Here is a 20793-nt window from a genome sequence, read left to right as displayed (position 1 = left end):
AAGAGGATGTGAGTAGGCTATTATCGCTAACACGTGTTTCTAACTGGGGATTTTATTGCGTAAAGCACCCTGTATTCTCTGGGCCATACTTTACCTTGACTTTTGTTATCTTGCAAAGATACTATAGGGCAGTAAAGTCATTCATTTTTAGGATTGGTAAGGGCTGTTTTTGGTTACGGAATCTGATTTTAGTTCCCACGTTTTCCGATCCTCAGCATTCCGTAGTGTAGTAAACGAGGCGCTGGACTTTTTTAGCGGCACTCCCGTTCACCAGCTTCCCCCCCAAGGTAGCTTCTTTGGTGGAGGAGTGTATGCCTTGTATTATGTTGGAAATTGCAAATACTACTTGCAAATCTCCAAACTTAATAAAAGGAATTGCACACAGCCTATATATGTGGGAAAGGCAGTCCCGCCCGGGTGGCGAACCGCTCGGTCTAGGGAGTCGGCCACACCGGACTTGTGCAATCGACTACAAGAGCACGCAAGGAATATCCAACAAGTTTCAAACTTGGCTCCGAATGATTTCCGTTGTCGTTTCATGTTTCTTACGAAAGAAGAGAGTGACCTCGTAGTCCCTGTGGAGGCGGCTATGATTAGGAAATATCGCCCACTATGGAACACGGTGGTTGATGGCTTTGGAAATCACGATCCTGGTGCAGGTAGATATAACCAAGCTCGTTCGGAATGGGACATCATACACCCTGGCAGGGTTTGGGCCAGTAGGTTAACGGGAAAATCGCCGGTCTCAGATAAGGTAATCGACAACATCAAGAAAGCTTTGATATAGCTACTGCTTCCTTAATTCCACCACTGCCTCGTATAATCGTGACTGCTCCCCTGCCTTGGTTACACGTACGCCAGATTGAATAATACTATTTCCTATACGAGTTGCTCGTGGCATGTGGATCTCGACCAACTCAAGGCCATTGCGTTCTGCAATCTTACCGAAATATTCATCTGTTGGAATTTCGAGACCCTGAAGAATGCTGTTACCAATAACTACCAGAGCTGTGCCACCTGGCTTAAGAAGACACCTAATTGCCTGTGAGAATCGTTGGCAATCATTGAAGTACGTTGCAGCGTAGTTGGCCCACCCGTTGCCTCCGTAAATCCCTTTATCGCAATTAATCTTTCTCAGAGCCTCCAGTTTTTCAACTATGTCAGTATTGGGTAGCGTGAATTTAAGAGGCACAAGTTGCTGTTCTCTAACCGTTTGCCAATACTTACCAAAATTTGAATCCTCCAGCGGCTTCATATCCTGGGGGTTCTCTGCATAACTCAACCAGTAAAGCTGCGGCCTTGTATTCCGGTTATAATGATAGTTATTCAGGTAGGGCGGTGAAGTTACTATAAGATCAATTGATGAGGAATCTAAATACTTCTGATAATTGAAAAAGGAATCATTCACTATCTTAGAAGAAACATTCTTCCTAGCTGCATTTTCTTGCAACCACACAACGTCTTCAAGCATTTCACGTAATTTGCTCAGGAGTTTTTCACCAACAGGATAATCTTCAATTTCGCTCTTACCGGCGCTCGTGCGTCGGCCTAGACTAGGCTCATACGAATAATTTGAATAGGTTATCATAGTTGAGGCAAACGCGAGCCTGAACATGTCCATCAATATCCCATTAGTAATACTGTCGATGAAGTCCCAAGATAACAGAACTTTGTTAAGAATTGCCGTGCTGTAAAACTGAGCTCTTGTCTTAAAGCCAGTTGGAGGCTTCCTCTTTGGTCTATAGCCGTTTGTGGAATTCTCAATATAGAAAGCTTGGAATTTCTCAATTTCAGCCTTCAAGTTTTCAACTACTACTATGCCTGCGCCCGCCTTAACCCGACATGCTAACGCCGCAAAAGGATTAATTTCGAAGCCCACTGACTCATACCCCAGTTTTGTGGCTTCAACAAGCGTAGTTCCAACTCCGCTGAACGGATCCAGAACAACCCCCTCTCCGTCCAGATGCCTATTTATGGCATCTCTGACGAAATTGCTTGAAAATCCTGCGATCCAAGGAACCCAGCGATGGATTGGTAACAACTTATTGTTGGCGAAAGCGGGATCGCTAAAACCGGAGCCGTTTCTTACTGAGGCGTTGCCATCGTATTCTAGGAGATTAAGCTCCAGTTGCTCACCTACTCTGGGAGTATATACCATTGGATTCACCTTCTGCTCAGTTCTAAGTCAGTCGAGGGATTGACCTAATCGGTATTTTGGTCGCACTTCTTTGATTAGATGGAGTGCTTTGCCTCTTTCTGAACTATCTTGCAGGATTCCTGCAAAATCATCGACGCTTAGCATAACGACATGAGGCATCCCATTACGTTTAACGATATAACGCATGTGATTGTGTGTGATGTCAGCGAGCACTTGGCCAAAGTTGTTCTGTACTTCAGTTGAAGTAATTGATTTCGTCGCCATCTTAGTTCCTATATTAGCTAATATAGCTATATTAGCTAATATGGGATAGTTTGTCAAGCTAAATAATTGAGATTGTATGTGGTATTACAGAAGCGAACTTTTCAAACAATGATAATTATCCCATGACATCATGTAACAGACCTGTTATACTGTATTTAATTAAGAGGTGGTTATGATGAAAGAAAAAATCAAACAGACACCGTTTACTTCCAGAGACTTTGAAAGGCTATTTTCTGATGATAAGGCGTGCCTGGAGTGGATAACCAGGTTGCGTTATCCCAATGGCATACTATGTTTTACCTGTAAAAAGATCACTAAGCATCACAAACTAAAGAATCGACCAGTCTATGAGTGTGACCGATGCGGGCATCAGGTTAGCCCGCTTGCCGGGACCATCTTTCATAAGACCACAACGCCTCTTAAAATATGGTTTGATGCTATTCACGAGATGGCTACTACTCGCTCCGGCTTCTCTGCGAAAGCACTACAGCGCAAACACGGCATGACTTATAAGACGGCATGGCGTATGTTCAAACAGATCAGACAGCTTCTTGATGAGAATATAGATATATTTACCGATGAGGTTGAGATTGACGAGACTTATATGGGCGGTAAGCGCAAGGGAATACGTGGACGTGGTGGCGAGAATAAAACAGCAGTAGTTGGTATCGCTGAACGACAAGGCAAGGTCAAATCTACTGTCACCACTGATACAAGCAAATATACTGTGATGCCCTTGATAACTAAGAACGTATCACCTAAAGCCATAATCTATACTGACGAATACCACGCTTATAAGATTCTCGATAGGTTGGGATACAAGCATGAGACGGTGAATCACAATAAACAGTCCTATGTAATAGGGAAAGCCCACACAAACACCATTGAGGGCTTCTGGAGCTTAGTTAAGAGGGGAATTGATGGTGTTTATCACGCAGTCAGCCCGAAGTATCTTCAGTCTTATTTAAATGAGTATCAGTTCCGATATAATCATCGTCTGGAAGAATGTCCGATGTTTCTAACGGTGCTGAATCAGATTCCGTCGCATTAACAGGCTGCGCAGCCTTTCGTAATATCTTAAAGAATTGCGCTTCTGTGATGTCTCGTTTAGTTATCATTCGTTTTGGCATATCAGTTAGTTTCAAGTGCAAAATTAAGCTTTTTTTCGAGGACAAGTACTATTTCTTTTGTTGCATGATCTTGGGATAGCTTGTAAACCATATCTTTTTTCTCTTTTTTGAGGGGAGGGTCAGCAGTAATTGTAACCTGTAAATGGACAACACTGGGCCAATCAGAAAATTCCAAATTCGAGCTAACGTTGAATAGAATTAAACGAGTGGAGGACTCAGAATAAAATCTTTGAGCTGCTATATTAATTACCCCCGTGTCACCTTTATTAAGAACAACTTTTTCTTCTCCTCCCTCCCAACACATTCTATATGGTTCTGAGGGCTGAAATTGATTTTCATATCTCATTAGTGTTCTAAAATTGCCCTTGAGTGTTCCAGTGCCCCCACTATTATATATCTCTAATGTTGCACGTCCATTGCGAGTAGGACTTTTGATCTTTATTTGAGGTCTTTGTTGGAAAGCTAAATCTATTTCTCTGATAAATGTAATCACTATAAAAACTATAACAGCGATAAACCCTATTTGCCCCCAATTATTGGGCTGCACAGAAAGTAGGCTATAACCCGTGAAGTCGAATGCGAAGCCAAAGGCAGCTACTAACCCTGCCATAATCCGGCCCCCCGTATAAAAGAGGATTCTTGCCCAACCCATCCCCTCATTTTACCATACCCCCGTCGCAGAGGATACATGTTGTGCGGGGATACTCGCCCAAATAATTTACTAATAATTTGCCTGTATTCTGTATGTAAATGAGGAAAAATGCCTCAGCAATTCCACTCAAAAGGAGGATTCATATGTGGAAAAAAGTCTTAGGTCTGGCTGCCGGGATGCTTGCGGTAGTATTGCTGATAACCGGCGTAATGACCGCCGTTAATGCGGATAACACGGGTGCTGCCGCAAAGGCGCCTGCCGGAATGCCGCAGGGCGCCCCGCACGGGAAAGGTCCGAACGCTGCCTTCAACAGCGATATACTTGCGAAGGTTGCAGCCAAGCTCAATATCGATAAAGCTGCTCTGCAAGACGCCTTCAAACAGGTGATGCTGGAGGAACAGCAGGCCCGCACCGATGAAATGTTTGCCGCGTGGGTCAAGGATGGCAAGCTGACACAGGAGCAGGCGGATGCCTACAAAGCCTGGCTCAGTGCAAAACCGGCCGATATGCCCGGCTGCCCGTTCTTCGGCGGAGCTAACACTAACGTGCTGGACAAGCTTCTCAAAGACGGCAAAATAACGCAGTCACAGTACGACGCTTATAAGGCGTGGATTGCGCAGAAACCGGCGGTCGAATTACCCGGACCCGAGAAGCCCGCGGGAGGGCCGCCCTTCCAGAAGAACAGCCAATCAAAATAGCAATGCCTTAGTATGATATCCCGATGCAAAGAGGCGGCGGGTTTACCCGCCGCCTCTTTTATTTCACTACATTAATCCGCAGCAGGGAAAATCTCATCCAGCGCTTCAGGTGCGTATTTCTTTACCATTTCGGCTGTCAGTGCATTGGCCCTGGCTATCTCACCGTAAAATGCAGCCGATGGTCGCGGTTTCCTCTCCTGAGTTACAGGATCTACGGCCACCAGGCCGAATTTCATAGAGTAACCCAGGGCCCATTCGAAGTTATCCACCAGCGACCAGTGGTGATAGCCGAGTATCTTATGCCCCTCCTTGATCAGGTCGTACATGGTCCTGACCGCTGTGGCGATCACCCAGGGGCGCAGCTTATCGTCCCGGTCCGGCACGCCGTTTTCAAGTATAAAAAAGGGCTTGCCGTATTTTGCCAGCCTCTCCACTACGATCCTTATTCCCTGGGGGTAGATCTCGTCGAACATGGGTACGCCGTCCGGCGGGAGGTCCCCCGTACGTCCGCTGGGCGGGTCGATGCGCCTCACAAAGCCGGTTTTAGGTTTGGTTATATCGAAGGCAACGTCCACGCCGCCGTAGATATTCACGCCGACGTAGTCCCAGGTATCTTTTATCTCGTCAAGCCGTTTGTCGATACCGCTGAATAGCGGTGCACGCCGGCCCGTCACCATGTTGATGAAGATGTTGTTAAAGGAGTCTCTGGCCGCGCGCACAGCCAGCCTGTCGAAAATCTGTGTCTTGGCGGCGGTGAATATCAGAAAATGGTTGGCAAAGCTGACGCTGGCCTGCTGTTGCAGGTTATGGATGATGTGATAGGCCGAGCCGTGGCAAAGCCCCATATTGCCAAGCACTTTGAAATACTGGACCAGGTGGTCATGCAATGCCGGAGGGTGGTTCCCGTCCACATACCCCTCGATGCCATAGATGTTCGGTTCATTGAAGGTCAACCAGTCGCTGCAATAGTCGCTGAGCTCATATACCGTGAATTTAACAAAACGTGAGAAATCCTCCACACAATCCCTGGAGAGAAAGGCGCCTTTCCTCTCGAACCACACAGGATGGGCAAAGTGATGAAGACAAACTATGGGACGAATTCCCCGTTCGACCAGCGCGGTCAGCATCTGGCGGTAACGTTCGATCGCGTGTGGGTTGAACAAGCCCCGCTCGGGCTCGATCCTGGCCCAGCTTACCGACAGCCGCAGTGAATTCAGCCCCATGGACTGCGCGATATCGAAATCCTTCTCTGCGTTATGCCACCAGTTGCACGACTTTCCGCTCGCATCCCCGGTCCTGATGCCGTCAGCCTTCTCGAACTCATACCATTGAGTGTTAATGCTGCCGCCTTCCATCTGGTAGGCGGATGTGCCTACGCCCCACATGAAATCTGCGGGGAACCTCAGTTCCTGAGAAGATGGGTGTGAGCTCAAGTTATTTTCTCAAGGGCAGCTAGGCTGCCGAGGAATGTTTTCACTCCGAAGTTATCGAAAACTACTATAACATGAAAATCTTTGGCCTGCTTGATCACACGCGTTACCCTTCCTTCTCCGAAGCTGCGATGCCGGACAATGTCTCCCGGCCTGAACGACACGGCCGGATTTTGCCCGGGCGTTTCAGTCGGGACGGGATGCTGTGCGGAGAGCGGCTGTGCCGGCACGGGGCCGGCCAGATTTCGGCTGACGACCAGTGAGCCGGGCAGTTCCCGCAAGAATCGGGACGGCGTTCGATAACTGAGTTCGCCGTGGGCCAGCCGTTTCTCAACATATGTCAGATAAACATCGTCCATGGCCCTGGATATGCCCACATAGCACAACCTGCGCTCTTCCTCCAGCTTTGATTGCTCGTCCGACGACCTGCTGTGCGGCAGCAATCCCTCCTCAACGCCGGCGATAAAGACCACGTGGAATTCAGAGCCCTTGGACCCGTGCAAGGTATTGAAAACGACCGCGTCCTGCGGATGCTGCGCCTCAGCAGCCTGGGAAGCCTGGCTGATCCTGCCGAGCAGTGAACTGACAGCGGTCGGGGGATTGAGATGTTCATAGGCCGCAGCCAGCGAAATGAGCTCCAATACGTTTTCCAGTCGTTCATCAGAATTGTCCTCGCCTTTGAGGTGCTCCAGGTAGGCCGTCCTCTCCACAATCAGGTTGAGCAGCGATGTTAAACTGATGTGCCTGCTACGAGTGTGCAATTCCTGCAGGAGCGCGTTGAAATGGCCGGCCGAATTGCGGGCGGGCTGGCCGAGCGAGGGCAGCCCGCCGGTAGCTGCCTGCTCCAGCGCCTGATGAAGATGAATCTTTGTTCCGGCAGCCAGCTCCTGCACCCGGGCCAGAGTCTGGGGGCCGATGCCTTTGCCGGCCAGTTTTATCACGCGCAGGAACGCAGCGTCATCGGCGGGATTACGTATCACTCTGAGCCAGGCGGCCAGGTCCATTACCTCCCGGCGTTTGTAAAAGGGCGTGCCGGTGGCCAGCCTGTAGGATAGCTTCTCGAGATTGAAGGCATCCTCCAGCTCCCGTGACTGCGCGTTGACGCGATAGAGTACGGCGAAATCGCTCAATTTCATACCGGATTCGGCCGCCAGGGCTTTGATACGTGTGGCGATGAAATGGGCTTCGTCCTTGCCGTCCTTGAGCCGTATTACGGACATGGGGCTGCCGGCCTCGCGTGATGTTGATAGCCGCCTGCTTCTGCGCATGCTGTTGCGAGCGATCAGAGCATTAGCCGCCTGTACAATGGTCAACGTCGAGCGATAGTTCTCCTCGAGGTCAATGATTCCGGCGCCGGGGAAATCCCTGCGGAATATGTCCGCGTTGCGAACCTCGGCCTGTCTCCAGGAATAGATGGTCTGATCGGGATCTCCAACGACGCATACATTGCCATGCCCGGACCCCAGCATGCGGATTATGCGGTACTGGAGGCTGCTTGTATCCTGGAATTCGTCGACCAGGATATATTTGAACATCTGCTGATAGCGCCGTAAAACGTCAGGGTTGTCCTGTAACAGGCGGCTGGTGAAGACCAGCATATCGTCATAATCCAGGGCGCGGTTTTTCTTAAGGGCGGACTGATAAAGGCGATATATGGCAGCGGATGCCTCATCAAGGCGCTCCGCCCCAACAGAAGCGGCTTCAGGATTGACCCCGCTGACCTTAAACTGGCTGATTAATCCCTTTGTGCGGCGGAGATTGGTTTCTTCTAAGTTCAAACCGGCTTTCACTATACATTGCCGGATAAGCTTGTTGCCCTCTTCGTCGTCATACACGGTGAAGCCGGTGCCCATGCCGGGCACACCCTCCCTGCCAAGTATGCGCAGGCAGGCTGCATGGATGGTGCTGACCGTTACAACAGGCGGTTTGTCGAACATTTCTGCAAGGCGCTTCTGCATCTCTGCAGCGGCCCGGCGGGAGAATGTCACGGCCAGTATGTGTCGCGGGTTGATGCCGGCGCAGGAAACCATATAGGCGATGCGGTGAACGATAACCCGCGTTTTACCGCTGCCCGGGCCGGCATACACCAGCAACGGGCCTTCCACTGTCTGTACGGCCCTTTTCTGAGCGGGGTTGAGGCCTTCTAAGGGATCCATTCCGATAGTCAAGATAAATTGATTCGAGTGTATTAATCAGATTTTCTCGAGCAGCGCCATACTGAGCAGCAGCTTTTTAACGCCGCTTTCTTCGAAAGCCACGATAACCTCGCGATCCTGCCCGGTCACCCTGACGCCTATAACCTGGCCGTCTCCGAATTTGGCATGGCGCACGCGGTCACCGGGATTTAACTCCGCCAGTCCCGCAGCAGGTTGCCGGAGGCCGCTCTTTTTTGCCAGGAGGTCTGCGATATTAATGCCTTCATCCTCGTCTCGCCAGCGCTGTGTGCGCACTCTCACGCTCCCGCTCGGTTGCTCCTCACCCGGGACCATACCTTTGCGTTCAACCAGGTGTTCCGGCAGATCGTCCAGGAACCGGGAGGGGGTGCTTTCCGAGCTCATGCCGAAGATAGCTCGCCGGGCGGTGTGCATCAGGTAGACGTTGCGCTCCGCGCGCGTAACTCCGACATAGCAGAGGCGGCGCTCCTCCTCGAGCTCGTCCCCGCCCTCTTCCATGGAGCGCCTGTGCGGCAGCAGCCCCTCCTCCAGTCCCACGATGAAAACAATGGGGAACTCCAGGCCCTTGGCCTGGTGCAGGGTTATCAGCGTGACGGTGTCCTCCCTGCTTTCGATCTCGTCAGTGTCCGCCACCAGGCTGACCTTCTCCAGGAACGGCGCCAGCCCCTCACCGGGCGGGAGATCATCATAATCGGCTGCAACGGTGCGCAGCTCCTGTATATTTTCCCAGCGCTCCTCACCATCCTCCTCGCCTCTGATCGTCTCACGGTATCCCGACCTCTCCAGTATGGTGTCCATCAGTTTGATCAGGCTGAGCTGCTGCCCCTCCATAATCAGGTCGTTGAGCATGCGGTAGAAGCCTGTCAGGGCGGTGTTTATCCTGGCGCCGAATCCCGGTCCCCCGCCCTCGTTGACCGCTTTGACGGCGGCAAACAGAGAGAGGTTGTTTTCCCGCGCCCAGTTGGTGAGGTCGGACAGGGTTTTCGCCCCTATGCCCCGGCCGGGTATCCTTATGATGCGCGACAGGCTGATATTATCGAAGGGATTTTGAATGACGCGCAGGTAGGCCACGGTGTCTTTTATCTCACGGCGCTGGTAGAAACGTGTACCGCCCACCAGCTTGTACTTGAGCCCGTAGCGCATGAAGGCCTCTTCCACGGCGCGCGACTGCGCGTTGGTGCGGTACATCACCACGCAATCGCCGGGCTTGATGCCGTCGCTGCCGCTTAACTTCAGGATCTCGTTTGCTACGAATTGCGCCTCTTCCTGCTCGTTGTAGGTTTTAACCAGAAAAACGGGTGTGCCCTTTGTATTATCCGTCCAGAGCTCTTTTTCTTTACGCTTCTTGTTGGCGGATATGATGGCCGAGGCTGCCCCCAGTATATTTTTAGTGGACCTGTAATTTTGCTCCAGGACGATGACCCTGGCGTCCGGGAAGTCCTTCTCAAAGCTGAGTATGTTACGTATATCGGCGAATCTCCAGGAGTAAATGGACTGGTCGGGATCTCCGACGACGCAGACATTGCGATGTTTACCGCCCAGCTGGCGTATCAGCTTATATTGAATCAGGTTGGTATCCTGGAATTCATCAACCAGCAGGTGAAGGTAGCGGGAACGATATTGCTCCAGGACCGCCGGGTGTTTATCAAACAGCTGGACCACCTTCATCAGGAGGTCGTCGAAATCGGCGGCGTTGCTCTGTCCGAGCTGCTCCTGGTAGCGCTCATAGACACGACAGACAATATCGTCCCAGGGACTTCTGGCCCTGGCAGCCAGGCCGGCATACGTAATCTGCTGGCTCTTGGCCTGACTGATGGCGTTGCGGATTTTCTGCGGATTATACTGCCTGGGGTCCAGGTCGAGATCGAGCAGGCATTGTTTGACCAGGCTCTGCTGATCTTCCTCATCGTAAATAACGAAGTTGGTGTCGAGCCCCAGGGACTTGCCGTCCTTGCGCAGGATGCGGGCGCAAATGGCATGAAATGTTCCTGCCCATACCTGTTCTGCCAGGTTGCCGAGCAGCCGTTGCAGGCGCTCCTGCATCTCGCGGGCAGCCTTGTTGGTGAAGGTGACGGCCATAATATGGCGGGGGCTGACTCCCGTGGTTTTAACCAGATAGGCTATGCGGTGGGTGATAACCCGCGTCTTGCCGCTGCCCGGGCCCGCCAGTATCAGTAAAGGCCCTTTAATGTACTGAACGGCCTCACGCTGGGCCTCATTCAACCCTGCCAGTATGTCCATAGAATTATTTAGTGGTAGCCGGATCCCATTTGATCTCGATCTGATCAGGCTCTAATCCGGTAAAAGAGATGCCGTCAGAACTGCTGGTGATGACGGCGTTTGAGGGCTGCAATCTGATCGTCGTCATGCCGCCTGACTGACTGACCAGAACCTTGGTGGTCTTGGCCTTAATCACTATATTGACTCCCTGCACAGGCAAACCGCTGATCGGTTTTCCCCCGGATGAGAGGGAACCGATGCTGACGCCTTCAAGATAAATATCCGCACCGCTTGAGCTGCTACAGGAAAGAGATGCGGGCAGCAGGGCAAGAACCGTAGCAATAAGGGCGATCGCAATAACATTAAAATGCTTCATCTTAAAGTACCTCCCGTTTACGAGGATAATCGCCATGAAACCAGTGCTGAAAAGGGACATTCATGCGGCTGCTTAATTATAGCATCATTTATGCGGACGAATGGGTTACTGATTGCGATATGGCCTGCAATCTGACGGGAGGGTACTGGTTACTTTATTCCCGAGTGAGGAGGTGCGTTATATATTTTAGTCGGTTTTATCTGCGTGGTTTGAGTTGTTTCTTTTCTCCTGACGTGGATTTAATAAATGGGGTGGAGTGTACTGTGAGGGATAGATGATCAGATCAAAGACAGGGGAATTTCTATTGCTGTATCCGGACGTGCCGGCATCTGCCGACCCCTGTGGGGCGCCATTGGTGCTATGCCGGTAAACTACAGCTATGCTGACCGGAGCGTGTATATCCACCCTGCCGAATAAGGCGGGGATATGTACTATTTGTGGCGCAACAGCTTTACCGGCAGCGGTTTGATGCGGGGCGGGATCGGCGACTGAGGCATATGTGGTCGATTGTGCCGTCTGGGGGATGGATAGATCGTCCACCAGGCACCTGTTCTTGCCCTCTTCCTTGCAGCGGTACATGAAATTGTCCGTCCTGGCCAGGATACTTTTATCCATGTCATCAGGTTGGGCAACTGTCCCTCCGACTGACACGGTCACATGGATGATATTTGGACCGAGTCGCAGACCGGCGTTCTGAACCGCAGCCCGCACTCTCTCGGCGGTGGCAAGCAACCTGCGCTGGTCCACATTGACCAGGATCAGCATGAACTCGTCCCCTCCCCAGCGGAAGATGAAATCAAAGGGTCTTATATTCGACAGCATAGTCTGGGCCGCCAGTTTCAAAACCTCATCGCCTGCCTCGTGCCCGTAGGTATCGTTGACCGATTTTAAGTTGTCTATGTCGGCGAAGAGCACTCCAAAGGTCGACCCGTAGCGTTTGAGCTCGGCCAGCTTTTTCTGCAAGGTGAGATCGGCATAGCGCCGGTTTCCTACACCCGTCAGCCCGTCACAGGTCGAAAGTTTCTCCAGCTCCGCAGCATGTTTTTTTACGTATAATAGAGACGAATTATCGTTAAAACTCTGAATTCCGCCTATTATTTCGCCATTCGCATCATGTATGGCGTTGACCTTGACCAGAACGGGCAGCATGTGTCCGTCCCGGTGCTTGAGGAAGGCGTTGAGTTCCCTGCTTTTGCCGTCCTTTATAGCGGCCTGCAGCGGGCAGCCCGACTCGCACAAGGGGTTCCCTTTTTCATCAATGTGAACCAGGATATTATCGGAGCAGCCCTTCCCCACCACGTCCTCCCAGGCATAGCCTGTGATATTCTCAGCGGCCCTGTTCCAGTAGGTTATGACCTTGTTGGAATCTACGAAAAATACACCGTCGTAAAGGTTGTCCAGCAGTTCCCTGTAAAAAACGTTCTGTATCGCCATAAAACCAAGTGCCTCCATGATAAATGGATACGATCACCATCTATATGCAGTACCAACCTCCTTATTAACACTAACAGGTGAACTGGTAAATTTTAGCTAACAGAGCTTTGCAGAGGATGAAATCCAGCCTAGATTATAGAATATTCAGAAAAAAAATTCTGCTCTAGGTATGGTCGGCCAGCCACATCCCCATGTCGGTAAAGACCCTGTCCTTGCCCGGCTCATTGTGGACTTCGTGGTAGAAACCCTCGTATATCTTAAGGGTCTTATCCTTTGAGCCGGCCTTTGCGTAAAGACCCTTGGCGCCTTCCTGATTGACCATCTTGTCCTCCGAACCCTGCAGGATGAGCAGCGGTATTACGATGGACTGGAGCTTTGAATCGACGGCTTTCATGGTTGTAAAAAGCTCCGAGCCGAGCCGGGCGGTAACCTTTCCGCGGTAAACGAGAGGGTCCTTATCATAGGCTTCGACCACCTCCTTGTCCTGGCTGATGTAAGTTGAGTCCAGCGCCTGCACGCCCATCCTGGGTGTGACGGCAGAGAGGAACCTTGCCATGCCGATGATGGCCGGGGAAATACTCTCGCCCGGCTTGAGCGCGGGGGCGGATATGACCAGTCCGACCAGGTCGTGCTGGTGCTGGAGCGCATAGACGGTGGCGATCAGGCCGCCCATGCTATGGCCGTAGAGGAAAACCTTTTTGTCGGGATTATCAGCGTTCGCCATTTTGTAAAGCGTATGGAGGTCGTTCAGGTAGGTCTGAAAGCGTTTAACGTACACTCTCTGGCCCTCGGACTTGCCATGGCCCTGGTGATCGAGGCCGTACACTGCGTAACCCAGGGGGACAACTTTGTTAACGAGGTTATTATAGCGGGATATATGCTCGCCCAGGCCGTGTGCTACCAGTATCACTGCCTTGACCTGGCCATCGGGCAGCCAGCACCTCCAGTAAAGATTGTGATTGTCGGTACCCTTAAAATGGCCCTCTTTCTGATTCATAGCAGTCTCCCCCATTTTTGCCCATATTATGCGCTTGCAGGCCCCGGCCGACAAGTCACATAGCGATGACGTATGGGGACTGAACTATGACTCTGCGGTACAGGACCGGCGCGCCCGGCAATTTGTCCGGGAGAGGTGAAAAACGTAAAATTGACAGGCGGTTTTCAAATATGCTCAAAGCTGTATTATTCGATCTGGATAACACTCTCATCCTATTCGAAGAGGTTAAATTCGTTAACGGCTACTATCCCAGGCTGGCAGCCAGGTTTGAGGGAGTTTTCCCCGACGGGCAATTTGCCGAAAGGCTGATGAAAGCCACTGTCGAACTGCGTAACAACGACGGCAGCAAAATTAACCGCGAACTTTTCATCACCGCGTTATGCGACGGGCTTGATGTAAACAGGAAAGAGGTTTGGGCCCGGTTCGAGCAATTCTTCAGCCTGGACTTCGACGTTTTCCGGGATACCGTTGTGGCCACTCCCGGGGTCGGCAACGTCTTCAGGTATGTCAAGGAGCGTAAGTTAAAGTTAGTGGTGGCCACCAACCCCATCTGGCCGCTCTCCGTGCAGCAGAAAAGAATAGTCTGGGCCGGATTGAGCGGTGCAGAGGTTGACCTTATCACGCATATCGACAATATGCGCTACTGCAAACCCCAGCTCGGATATTTCAGGCAGATTTGCCGTTTGATTGATGTTCAGCCTGAGGAGTGCCTGATGGTCGGCGATGACCCGGCCAACGATATGGTGGCTGCCTTGACAGGTATGAAGACATATCAGACAACGGACAGCCGCGCGCACTCGAAGCAACCTCTCGAGGTAAGCAAAAAGGTCATCGGCAATAACCTTGAAGGTATACCGCCGGCAGATTTCAGCGGCCTGTTGGCAGACGTCCCCCGGGCGGTCGACAGCCTCCTCGGGTTATAACCGCTTGTCCTCCGCCCCAACACAGTTAATCCAGATACAATAATTTGCATTACACAAACTATTTATATTATACTAATCATCGAGCTATTACTTCGGCGGCGTGAGAGAATGATAGAAAAGAATGAGACGGTCGACCGGATTTTAGGCAGGGTTGAGAGCGCTTTCCGGCAGCTTCTTCCTCTGGCGCACCAGGAATTGCTGGATCTTGACCTGACCACACCGCAATTGAAGGTCGTGCTGTTACTTTACCTGAACGGGGCTGCCAGGATGAGCGAATTGGCCTCTGCCCTGGGCGTTACCCTTGCCACGGCTACGGGCATCGTGGACCGCCTGGTGGGCAGAGACATTATAACGAGAGAAAACAGTAGAGAGGACCGCAGGGTTGTGGTCTGCCGTTTATCAGCCAGGGGGCATGGACTTACGGACCGGCTCTACAGCTCAGCCCGCGAGCGGGCACGGGAATTCCTGCAGGGGCTGACTGAAGATCGATTAAATAAACTTGATGAGGCGCTGGCCTCCCTCCCCGATGGGAGCATGGTTAAGGAGATAAAATGAACATAGTTGTCACCGGTGCCACCGGTCATATCGGCAATGTGCTGGTACGTGAATTGCTGGCCCAGGGACATAGCGTCAGAGCGCTGGTTCCCCCCTTTGAGAACGACCTGCCAATCCGCGGGCTCGACGTAGAGATCGTTGCTGCGGATGTGTGCGATGCGGCCTCTTTAAGCACTGCCTTCGAGGGCGCGGATGCTGTATACCATCTCGCCGGGATCATAGCCATCACGCCCGGCAGAGAAGCGCTGCTGCAGAAGGTCAATGTCCAGGGTACGCGCAATGTAGTCGATGCCTGCCTGGAATCCGGCGTCGGGCGGCTCGTTTATACCAGCTCTATCCACGCTATCCAGGAGCCTCCCCAGGGAATCGTCATCAATGAAACCTTCCCTGTCGATCCTGATAATGTGCTTGGACCCTATGCCAGGAGCAAGGCAATGGCGACCCTGGAGGTTAAAAAGGGGATGGCGCACGGATTAAATGCGGTCATCGTACATCCCACCGGTGTGATCGGTCCCTTCGACTTCAGGATATCGGAGATGGGACAACTCATGCTCGATTTCATAAGGGGAAAGTTAAAAGCCTACCTGGACGGTGCTTACGACTTCGCCGATGTTCGTGATGTGGCACATGGAATGACCCTGGCCTGCAGCAAAGGCCGCCGGGGCGAGAGCTACATCCTTTCGGGTGAAAGAGTCAGCATCAAACGGATTATGGAGTTGCTGGAGGAAATCAGTGGCGTAAAAGCGCCTAAGTTCAAAGTGCCGGCGTGGCTGGCCCACTCTGTCGGCAAATTGGCGCCCATCTATTACCGGATCGCCCGTAGCAAGCCGCTTTTCACGGACTATTCGGTGGATGTGCTGCGCAGCAATTCAGTGGTCACTTCGGAAAAAGCCCGGATGGAGTTGGGCTATAAACCACGCTCGGCGCATGAATCGATCTTCGATTCCGTGGCATGGTTCAGACAATATCTGACACCGGCGCAGCTGGCGCTGGCAGTTAGGCGGGTGTAGACCGGCACTACCCGGATCTTACGGCGCAGATTTCGCCTGTTGCCTTGTTCTTCTACATCTTTCACCTCTGCCGATATGCGTCCCTGCGTTGATAGTCGAAGGTTATTGGTGTATATTAATTAGCGGTTTGCAGATATGCCCGCAGGCAGTGCTGCTTTAAGGAGGCGAGATGGCTGAAGATTATGCGGAGAAGAGTTTCTGGCTGGGCAACTCCGGGGCCTATCAGGAAAGTCCGCCGCTGACAAACGACATCAAATGTGACGTGGCGGTGGTTGGAGGCGGATTTGCCGGGATCGCCACAGCCTATTACCTGAAAAAAGCGCAGCCTTCGCTCAGGGTCGTTGTGCTGGAGGGATGGGTCATCGGGTGGGGCGCCTCCGGACGCAACGCCGGCTTCGCCATGACGACCTTCGGACTGCAGATGTCCATCACCAAAATGCTGTTCGGAGAGGAGAGGACCAGGCAATCGCATCGCTATATGGAAAGGGCGGTCGATATCGTGGGAGAGCTCGTGGCGGAGCACAAGCTTGATTGCGACTACGAGAGGCCGGGCTTCCTGCGCATCGCGACTACCCCGGCCTATGTCAAGCGCATCAGCGAAGAAGTACACCTGGTTAAACAGCTGGGCCTGACGGGAGTGGACTGGATTGAGGCGGCCGAGGTGCAGAAACGCGTAAAGTCGCCGCTTTACATGGGCGCCTGGTGGGAGCCGCGCTGCGCCCTGGTCAATCCCGCCAAACTGGCGCGCGAGATGAAGCGCGTGGCGGTGAAGTTCGGCGCCGAAGTCTATGAGCGCACGCCGGTGATGGAGATTAAACGCTCCACGGCGGGCTTTACTATTAAAACGCCGAAGGCTACCGTCAGCGCGGGCAAGCTGGTGCTGGCGACCAACGCCTACTCGCTGGCCATACCGGAGTTGAATGCCATGCAGCAGCCGGTCTGGACCTATATCGTACTTACGGAGCCGCTGAGCAAGTCCCAGTTGGATGAGATGGGCTGGCAGGGCCGTGAGGGCATCGAGGACTATCGCAACATGGTACATTATTACCGGCTGACGGCGGATAACCGCCTGCTAATGGGGGGTCGGGATATCGCGTTGACCTACGGCGCCAACATGGAGAAAGACTTGAATCCGAAGATATTCGCCCAGCTTGAGAAGGACATCGTCGATTTCTATCCCTGTTTAAAGGGAATCAAGATAACACACCGCTGGGGCGGGCCGGTCTCCGTTCCCATGGATATGACGCCGGCGCTGGGATACCTGGGCGGCAAGGATGCGGTTTACAGCCTGGGCTGTATGGGGCACGGTGTTTCGCTGACCCACCTCAACGGCGAGGTCATGGCGGACCTGCTGCTGGAGCGCAAGTCCGAATGGACGGAGTGCTTCCCCGTCAACCGCAAGGTCTTCAAATGGCCGCCCGAGCCTATCAGGTTCGTGGGCGAGCGGGCTATTTTAGGCTATTTGCATGCCGAGGACGCCTGGTTGGAACGCAAAGGCCTGGGCCCTGCGCAAAAATAGAAGCTCATCCCGCACCGTTTCGTCGCGACGCTGCGCATGACAGCGCAGGCCCGGCGTGCTAAAATCCTTGAGCCCTGACAGCCGCCGCTGATCAGGCGGCTGTCCATCCGGGAGCGATATGGATCCCCTGTTAATACGCATCTTTCTGCTGGTGCTCGTGCTCATATTTGCCCACACGGTGGAAACCGTGCTGGGCTTCGGCGCGAATATTATCGCGCTGGCCTTGGGCATTTTCATCTTTCCGCTGGAAACCTTACTGCCCGTCCTGGTGATCCTCGGTTTATTACAGAGCCTGTGGCTGGTGGCGCGCTGGTTCAAGCACATCAGATGGAGGGTGTTGTTTCTGAGTATCCTGCCTGCGGCCATCATAGGCATGGCCATCGGCATCTCCTACCGGACGCTGGTGGGCAATTATACTCAGCTGCTGATATTGCTGGGTATCTTTATCATGGCTGTTTCGGTGATGGAGATAGTTCTCATATATAAAACGAGGGCGGCCGGCGGAAGCCTGCCCTGGTATCTGGGATGGCCGATATTGATCGTGGGGGGCATCTTTCACGGCATCTTCGCCAGCGGAAGTCCTCTCATCATCTATTATTCCAGCCGCCAGTTTAAGGAGCCCGCCGAATTTCGCGCCACCATATCCATGTTATGGCTCATTCTGTCCATCATACTGGTCGTCAACCTCTATTCCATCGGCCAGATAAATATCACCACACTGGCGACAACGGGCATCGTGTTGCCCGGGCTGATCCTGGGTATCGTATTCGGCAGCCGCATGACCTTCAGGGCGCTGGTTTACAAGGTGCTGATCTATACGCTGCTCTTCGTTGCAGGGCTGCTGCTGGTTGTACAGCAAATAATCTACCGTTGAAGCCGGATTGTGCATTCCTGCTACAATAAGCAGGGCCGGGTGCTCTACGGAAAATAATAGAATGAAAAAGAATCAGCGTAACCTTGTCCCCCCCGGACTGTCTTACATAGCGGACAATATCGGCAGCCGTGACAATATACTCGGCCTGCCGGTCGAGGCCAGGGCCAAATGGGCCGAAGGGCTGGAGTTCTCCGATGACCGGTCGACCGTCTTTTTCGCCGGCTGCGGCTACCAGTACTCCTCCATGCTCGAGCCGCTGGTGACGCTGGTCAGGACCGCCGACCGCATGTCCATCGATCCCGACCTTCCGGTGGTGCTTGCCGGGATACCTAAAAAAATGGGAGTGGACGTGGCCGGTATTTACACGAAGGTGCTGGCCCGCGGCGATGGCGGCGACAGCGGAGTGCTTCGGGACGCCGTGCGCGTGCTTAAATATCTGGGCATTGAAGTGGGCTATCTGGATGTGAACGAGCCCTGTTGCGGCGCACCCCTTTATCACATGGGGCTGCGCAGGGAATTCGCCGCGAACGCCGGGAAGGCCGTTGCCCGCTTCAGGGCATACGGTGTGAGGAAGATAGTAAGTATAGTCCCATCCTGCACACATGCCCTGCGCACGCTTTTTGCCGCAGCGGTGCCCGGCTACGATATCGGGGTACGCCACTTCATCGAAGAGGTTGCCGACAGGGTCAGGCCCGGTCAATTCCGCTATCCACATAGTGTGAAAGTGGCCTATCACGATCCCTGCCAGCTGGGCAGGCACATGGGCCTCATCGATCAGCCACGCCTGGTTTTGCAAGCAATTGAAAACCTCGAGCTGGCCGAGCCGGAGTGGACATCGGGTGAATGGTCGACCTGTTGCGGCGGCGGCGGCGGCTTCGAGGTCGTATTTCCCGATATGAGCCAGACGCTGGCCGAGGGCAGGGTAAGGGAGCTGGCCGATACCGGCGCCGATATTATAACCACCCAGTGCCCCGGCTGCCTGATGCAGCTTAAAAGCGGGCTGAAGGCATTGAAAAAGGACAAAATCGAAGTCGTCGACCTCGCTACCCTGCTGGCCAGGTCTGTGAACACAAAATAGGAACGTATATAATCAGGGTTATAATTTTAAATGTCATCGCGAGGAGCGTAGCGACGTGGCGATCTGATGGATTGCTTCGCCCACGCTCGCAATGACGCGAATTTGAACAAATGTCTATATCGAAGGATTATAGGAAGGAGCTCAGGGACGCAGCCGGCAGCGGGCGTATCCGGCTGGCGCTTTCCCGTGCCATTAAAAGCTACCGTGTGAACACGGATAATGCTCTTAAGAGGTTCCCGCACACGGTAAAAATGGCTGAGGAAGTCAGGCTGATAAAAGAGGCGTCCGTCCAGCAGATGGCGGAGCTGGCCAGGAAGGCGGGCCGCAGCATCGAGGAGAACAGGGGTAAATCCCACATCGCCAGGACGGCCGGGGATGCGCTCAGGATTATCGGGGAGATAGTGGGGAACAAGAAGCTGGTGGTCAAGGCCAAGAGCATGACGGCCGAGGAGATACAGCTGCGCGAGCATCTGGAGAAGGCAGGAAACGAGGTATACGAGACCGACCTGGGCGAATTCATAATACAGAAACTGGGGCAGCGCCCCATGCATATCCTCTCCCCCGCCATACATGTGCCCAGGGAGGATGTCGCCGAGCTGTTTACGCAGATAACCGGCCGTAAGCAGCAACCCGATATAGACAAGCTGGTGGCGACGGCGCGGGAGTTACTGAGGGAGAAATTTTTCAAGGCGGATATCGGCATCAGCAGCGCCAATGTGGTTTCCGCCGATACCGGCACGCTGTTCATGATCGAGAACGAGGGCAATATCCGCCTGGCCACAGGCGCCCCGCCCGTGCACATCGCGCTGGTCGGCCTGGAAAAACTGGTGCCGACGCTGGAGCAGGCCTTCAAGGTAGCCGAGGTCACCTGGCGTTACGCTAACTATACCGTGCCGTCCTATGTCAGCCTGGTTTCAGGACCCAGCAAGACGGGCGACATCGAGAAAGTGACCACTTACGGTGTTCACGGCCCTAAAGAGTTCCACGTCATCTTCCTGGATGACGGCAGGACGCAGCTGGCGAAGGACCCTGTGCTGCGGCAGGCGCTCTACTGCCTGCGCTGCGGCGGCTGTCTTTATGAATGCCCGGTCTTCGGGCTCACGGCGGGCTATTTCGGCGATAAGTATTTCGCAGGCATCGGAGCAGTGTGGGCTGCGGAGGTTACCCGCAACATGGAGAAGGCTTCGTCCATGGCATATACCTGCCTGACCTGCGGCAGGTGCAAGGTGCGCTGCCCCATGAAGATCGATGTCCCCGAGATGATACTGTCCTTGCGTAAGTCCATAGCAGAGGAGTAGACC

General features: G+C 53.1%; 19 protein-coding genes. 10 read left to right on the top strand and 9 right to left on the bottom strand.

Features of this window, described 5'->3' with window-relative positions; genetic code table 11:
• Positions 1-169 precede the first annotated feature (169 nt).
• Positions 170-787: an Eco29kI family restriction endonuclease gene (locus WC359_07755; GenBank protein ID MFA5400316.1), complete on the top strand. Its 618-nt coding sequence runs from the start codon at positions 170-172 to the stop codon at positions 785-787.
• Here the strand turns inward: WC359_07755 and WC359_07750 are convergent, their stop codons facing one another.
• Complete coding sequence (locus WC359_07750; GenBank protein MFA5400315.1) at positions 788-2158, bottom strand: DNA methyltransferase; 1371 nt, start codon at positions 2156-2158, stop codon at positions 788-790.
• A 27-nt stretch (positions 2159-2185) separates the two neighbouring features.
• On the bottom strand, positions 2186-2422 hold the full coding sequence (locus WC359_07745) for a type II toxin-antitoxin system Phd/YefM family antitoxin (protein ID MFA5400314.1): 237 nt from the start codon (positions 2420-2422) through the stop codon (positions 2186-2188).
• A 172-nt stretch (positions 2423-2594) separates the two neighbouring features.
• Here WC359_07745 and WC359_07740 point away from each other — a divergent pair, with 172 nt between their 5' ends.
• On the top strand, positions 2595-3473 hold the full coding sequence (locus tag WC359_07740; protein ID MFA5400313.1) for an IS1595 family transposase: 879 nt from the start codon (positions 2595-2597) through the stop codon (positions 3471-3473).
• 80 nt (positions 3474-3553) lie between these two features.
• Here WC359_07740 and WC359_07735 read toward each other — a convergent pair whose 3' ends face one another.
• Positions 3554-4162: a hypothetical protein gene (locus tag WC359_07735; GenBank protein MFA5400312.1), complete on the bottom strand. Its 609-nt coding sequence runs from the start codon at positions 4160-4162 to the stop codon at positions 3554-3556.
• A gap of 185 nt (positions 4163-4347) precedes the next feature.
• Here WC359_07735 and WC359_07730 point away from each other — a divergent pair, with 185 nt between their 5' ends.
• The gene (locus WC359_07730; protein MFA5400311.1) at positions 4348-4902 is read left to right on the top strand and encodes a hypothetical protein; all 555 of its coding nucleotides are present in this window, start codon (positions 4348-4350) and stop codon (positions 4900-4902) included.
• A gap of 71 nt (positions 4903-4973) precedes the next feature.
• Here WC359_07730 and WC359_07725 read toward each other — a convergent pair whose 3' ends face one another.
• The 6 genes from WC359_07725 to WC359_07700 form a co-directional block, all read right to left on the bottom strand.
• Positions 4974-6335: a family 1 glycosylhydrolase gene (locus WC359_07725; protein ID MFA5400310.1), complete on the bottom strand. Its 1362-nt coding sequence runs from the start codon at positions 6333-6335 to the stop codon at positions 4974-4976.
• Positions 6332-8488 carry an ATP-dependent helicase gene (locus WC359_07720; GenBank protein MFA5400309.1) on the bottom strand — a complete coding sequence of 719 codons (2157 nt, stop codon included), beginning with the start codon at positions 8486-8488 and terminating at the stop codon, positions 6332-6334. Before WC359_07720 ends, WC359_07725 begins: the two co-directional genes overlap by 4 nt.
• Positions 8489-8524: 36 nt before the next feature.
• Entirely contained in the window at positions 8525-10747 is a 2223-nt protein-coding gene (locus tag WC359_07715) for a UvrD-helicase domain-containing protein (protein ID MFA5400308.1), read from the bottom strand.
• A gap of 4 nt (positions 10748-10751) precedes the next feature.
• Complete coding sequence (locus WC359_07710; GenBank protein MFA5400307.1) at positions 10752-11102, bottom strand: hypothetical protein; 351 nt, start codon at positions 11100-11102, stop codon at positions 10752-10754.
• Positions 11103-11288: 186 nt separating this feature from the next.
• Positions 11289-12536 (bottom strand): diguanylate cyclase, encoded by a 1248-nt coding sequence (locus WC359_07705; protein ID MFA5400306.1) that lies wholly within the window; start codon positions 12534-12536, stop codon positions 11289-11291.
• 163 nt (positions 12537-12699) lie between these two features.
• A complete protein-coding gene (locus WC359_07700; protein ID MFA5400305.1) occupies positions 12700-13533 on the bottom strand; it encodes a lysophospholipase in 834 nt (277 codons plus the stop codon).
• Between the two features lie 170 nt (positions 13534-13703).
• On the opposite strand from WC359_07700, the gene WC359_07695 reads away from it, so the two are divergent.
• The 7 genes from WC359_07695 (at position 13704) to WC359_07665 (ending at position 20790) form a co-directional block, all read left to right on the top strand.
• Positions 13704-14456 carry an HAD family hydrolase gene (locus tag WC359_07695; GenBank protein MFA5400304.1) on the top strand — a complete coding sequence of 251 codons (753 nt, stop codon included), beginning with the start codon at positions 13704-13706 and terminating at the stop codon, positions 14454-14456.
• 108 nt (positions 14457-14564) lie between these two features.
• Positions 14565-15011, top strand: a complete 447-nt coding sequence (locus WC359_07690) for a MarR family transcriptional regulator (GenBank protein ID MFA5400303.1) — start codon at positions 14565-14567, stop codon at positions 15009-15011.
• Positions 15008-16021 carry an SDR family oxidoreductase gene (locus WC359_07685; GenBank protein MFA5400302.1) on the top strand — a complete coding sequence of 338 codons (1014 nt, stop codon included), beginning with the start codon at positions 15008-15010 and terminating at the stop codon, positions 16019-16021. Before WC359_07690 ends, WC359_07685 begins: the two co-directional genes overlap by 4 nt.
• Before the next feature lie 169 nt (positions 16022-16190).
• Positions 16191-17540, top strand: coding sequence for an FAD-binding oxidoreductase (locus WC359_07680; GenBank protein MFA5400301.1), 1350 nt, complete (start codon positions 16191-16193; stop codon positions 17538-17540).
• A 118-nt stretch (positions 17541-17658) separates the two neighbouring features.
• Positions 17659-18414 carry a TSUP family transporter gene (locus WC359_07675; GenBank protein MFA5400300.1) on the top strand — a complete coding sequence of 252 codons (756 nt, stop codon included), beginning with the start codon at positions 17659-17661 and terminating at the stop codon, positions 18412-18414.
• Positions 18415-18475: 61 nt separating this feature from the next.
• Positions 18476-19492 (top strand): (Fe-S)-binding protein, encoded by a 1017-nt coding sequence (locus WC359_07670; protein MFA5400299.1) that lies wholly within the window; start codon positions 18476-18478, stop codon positions 19490-19492.
• Positions 19493-19602: 110 nt separating this feature from the next.
• Positions 19603-20790 carry an LUD domain-containing protein gene (locus tag WC359_07665; GenBank protein ID MFA5400298.1) on the top strand — a complete coding sequence of 396 codons (1188 nt, stop codon included), beginning with the start codon at positions 19603-19605 and terminating at the stop codon, positions 20788-20790.
• Positions 20791-20793: the final 3 nt, after the last annotated feature.

The organism is Dehalococcoidia bacterium (assembly GCA_041653995.1).
GTDB lineage: Bacteria > Chloroflexota > Dehalococcoidia > GIF9 > UBA5629 > CAIMUM01.
This window is presented reverse-complemented; position numbering and strand designations above follow the sequence as displayed.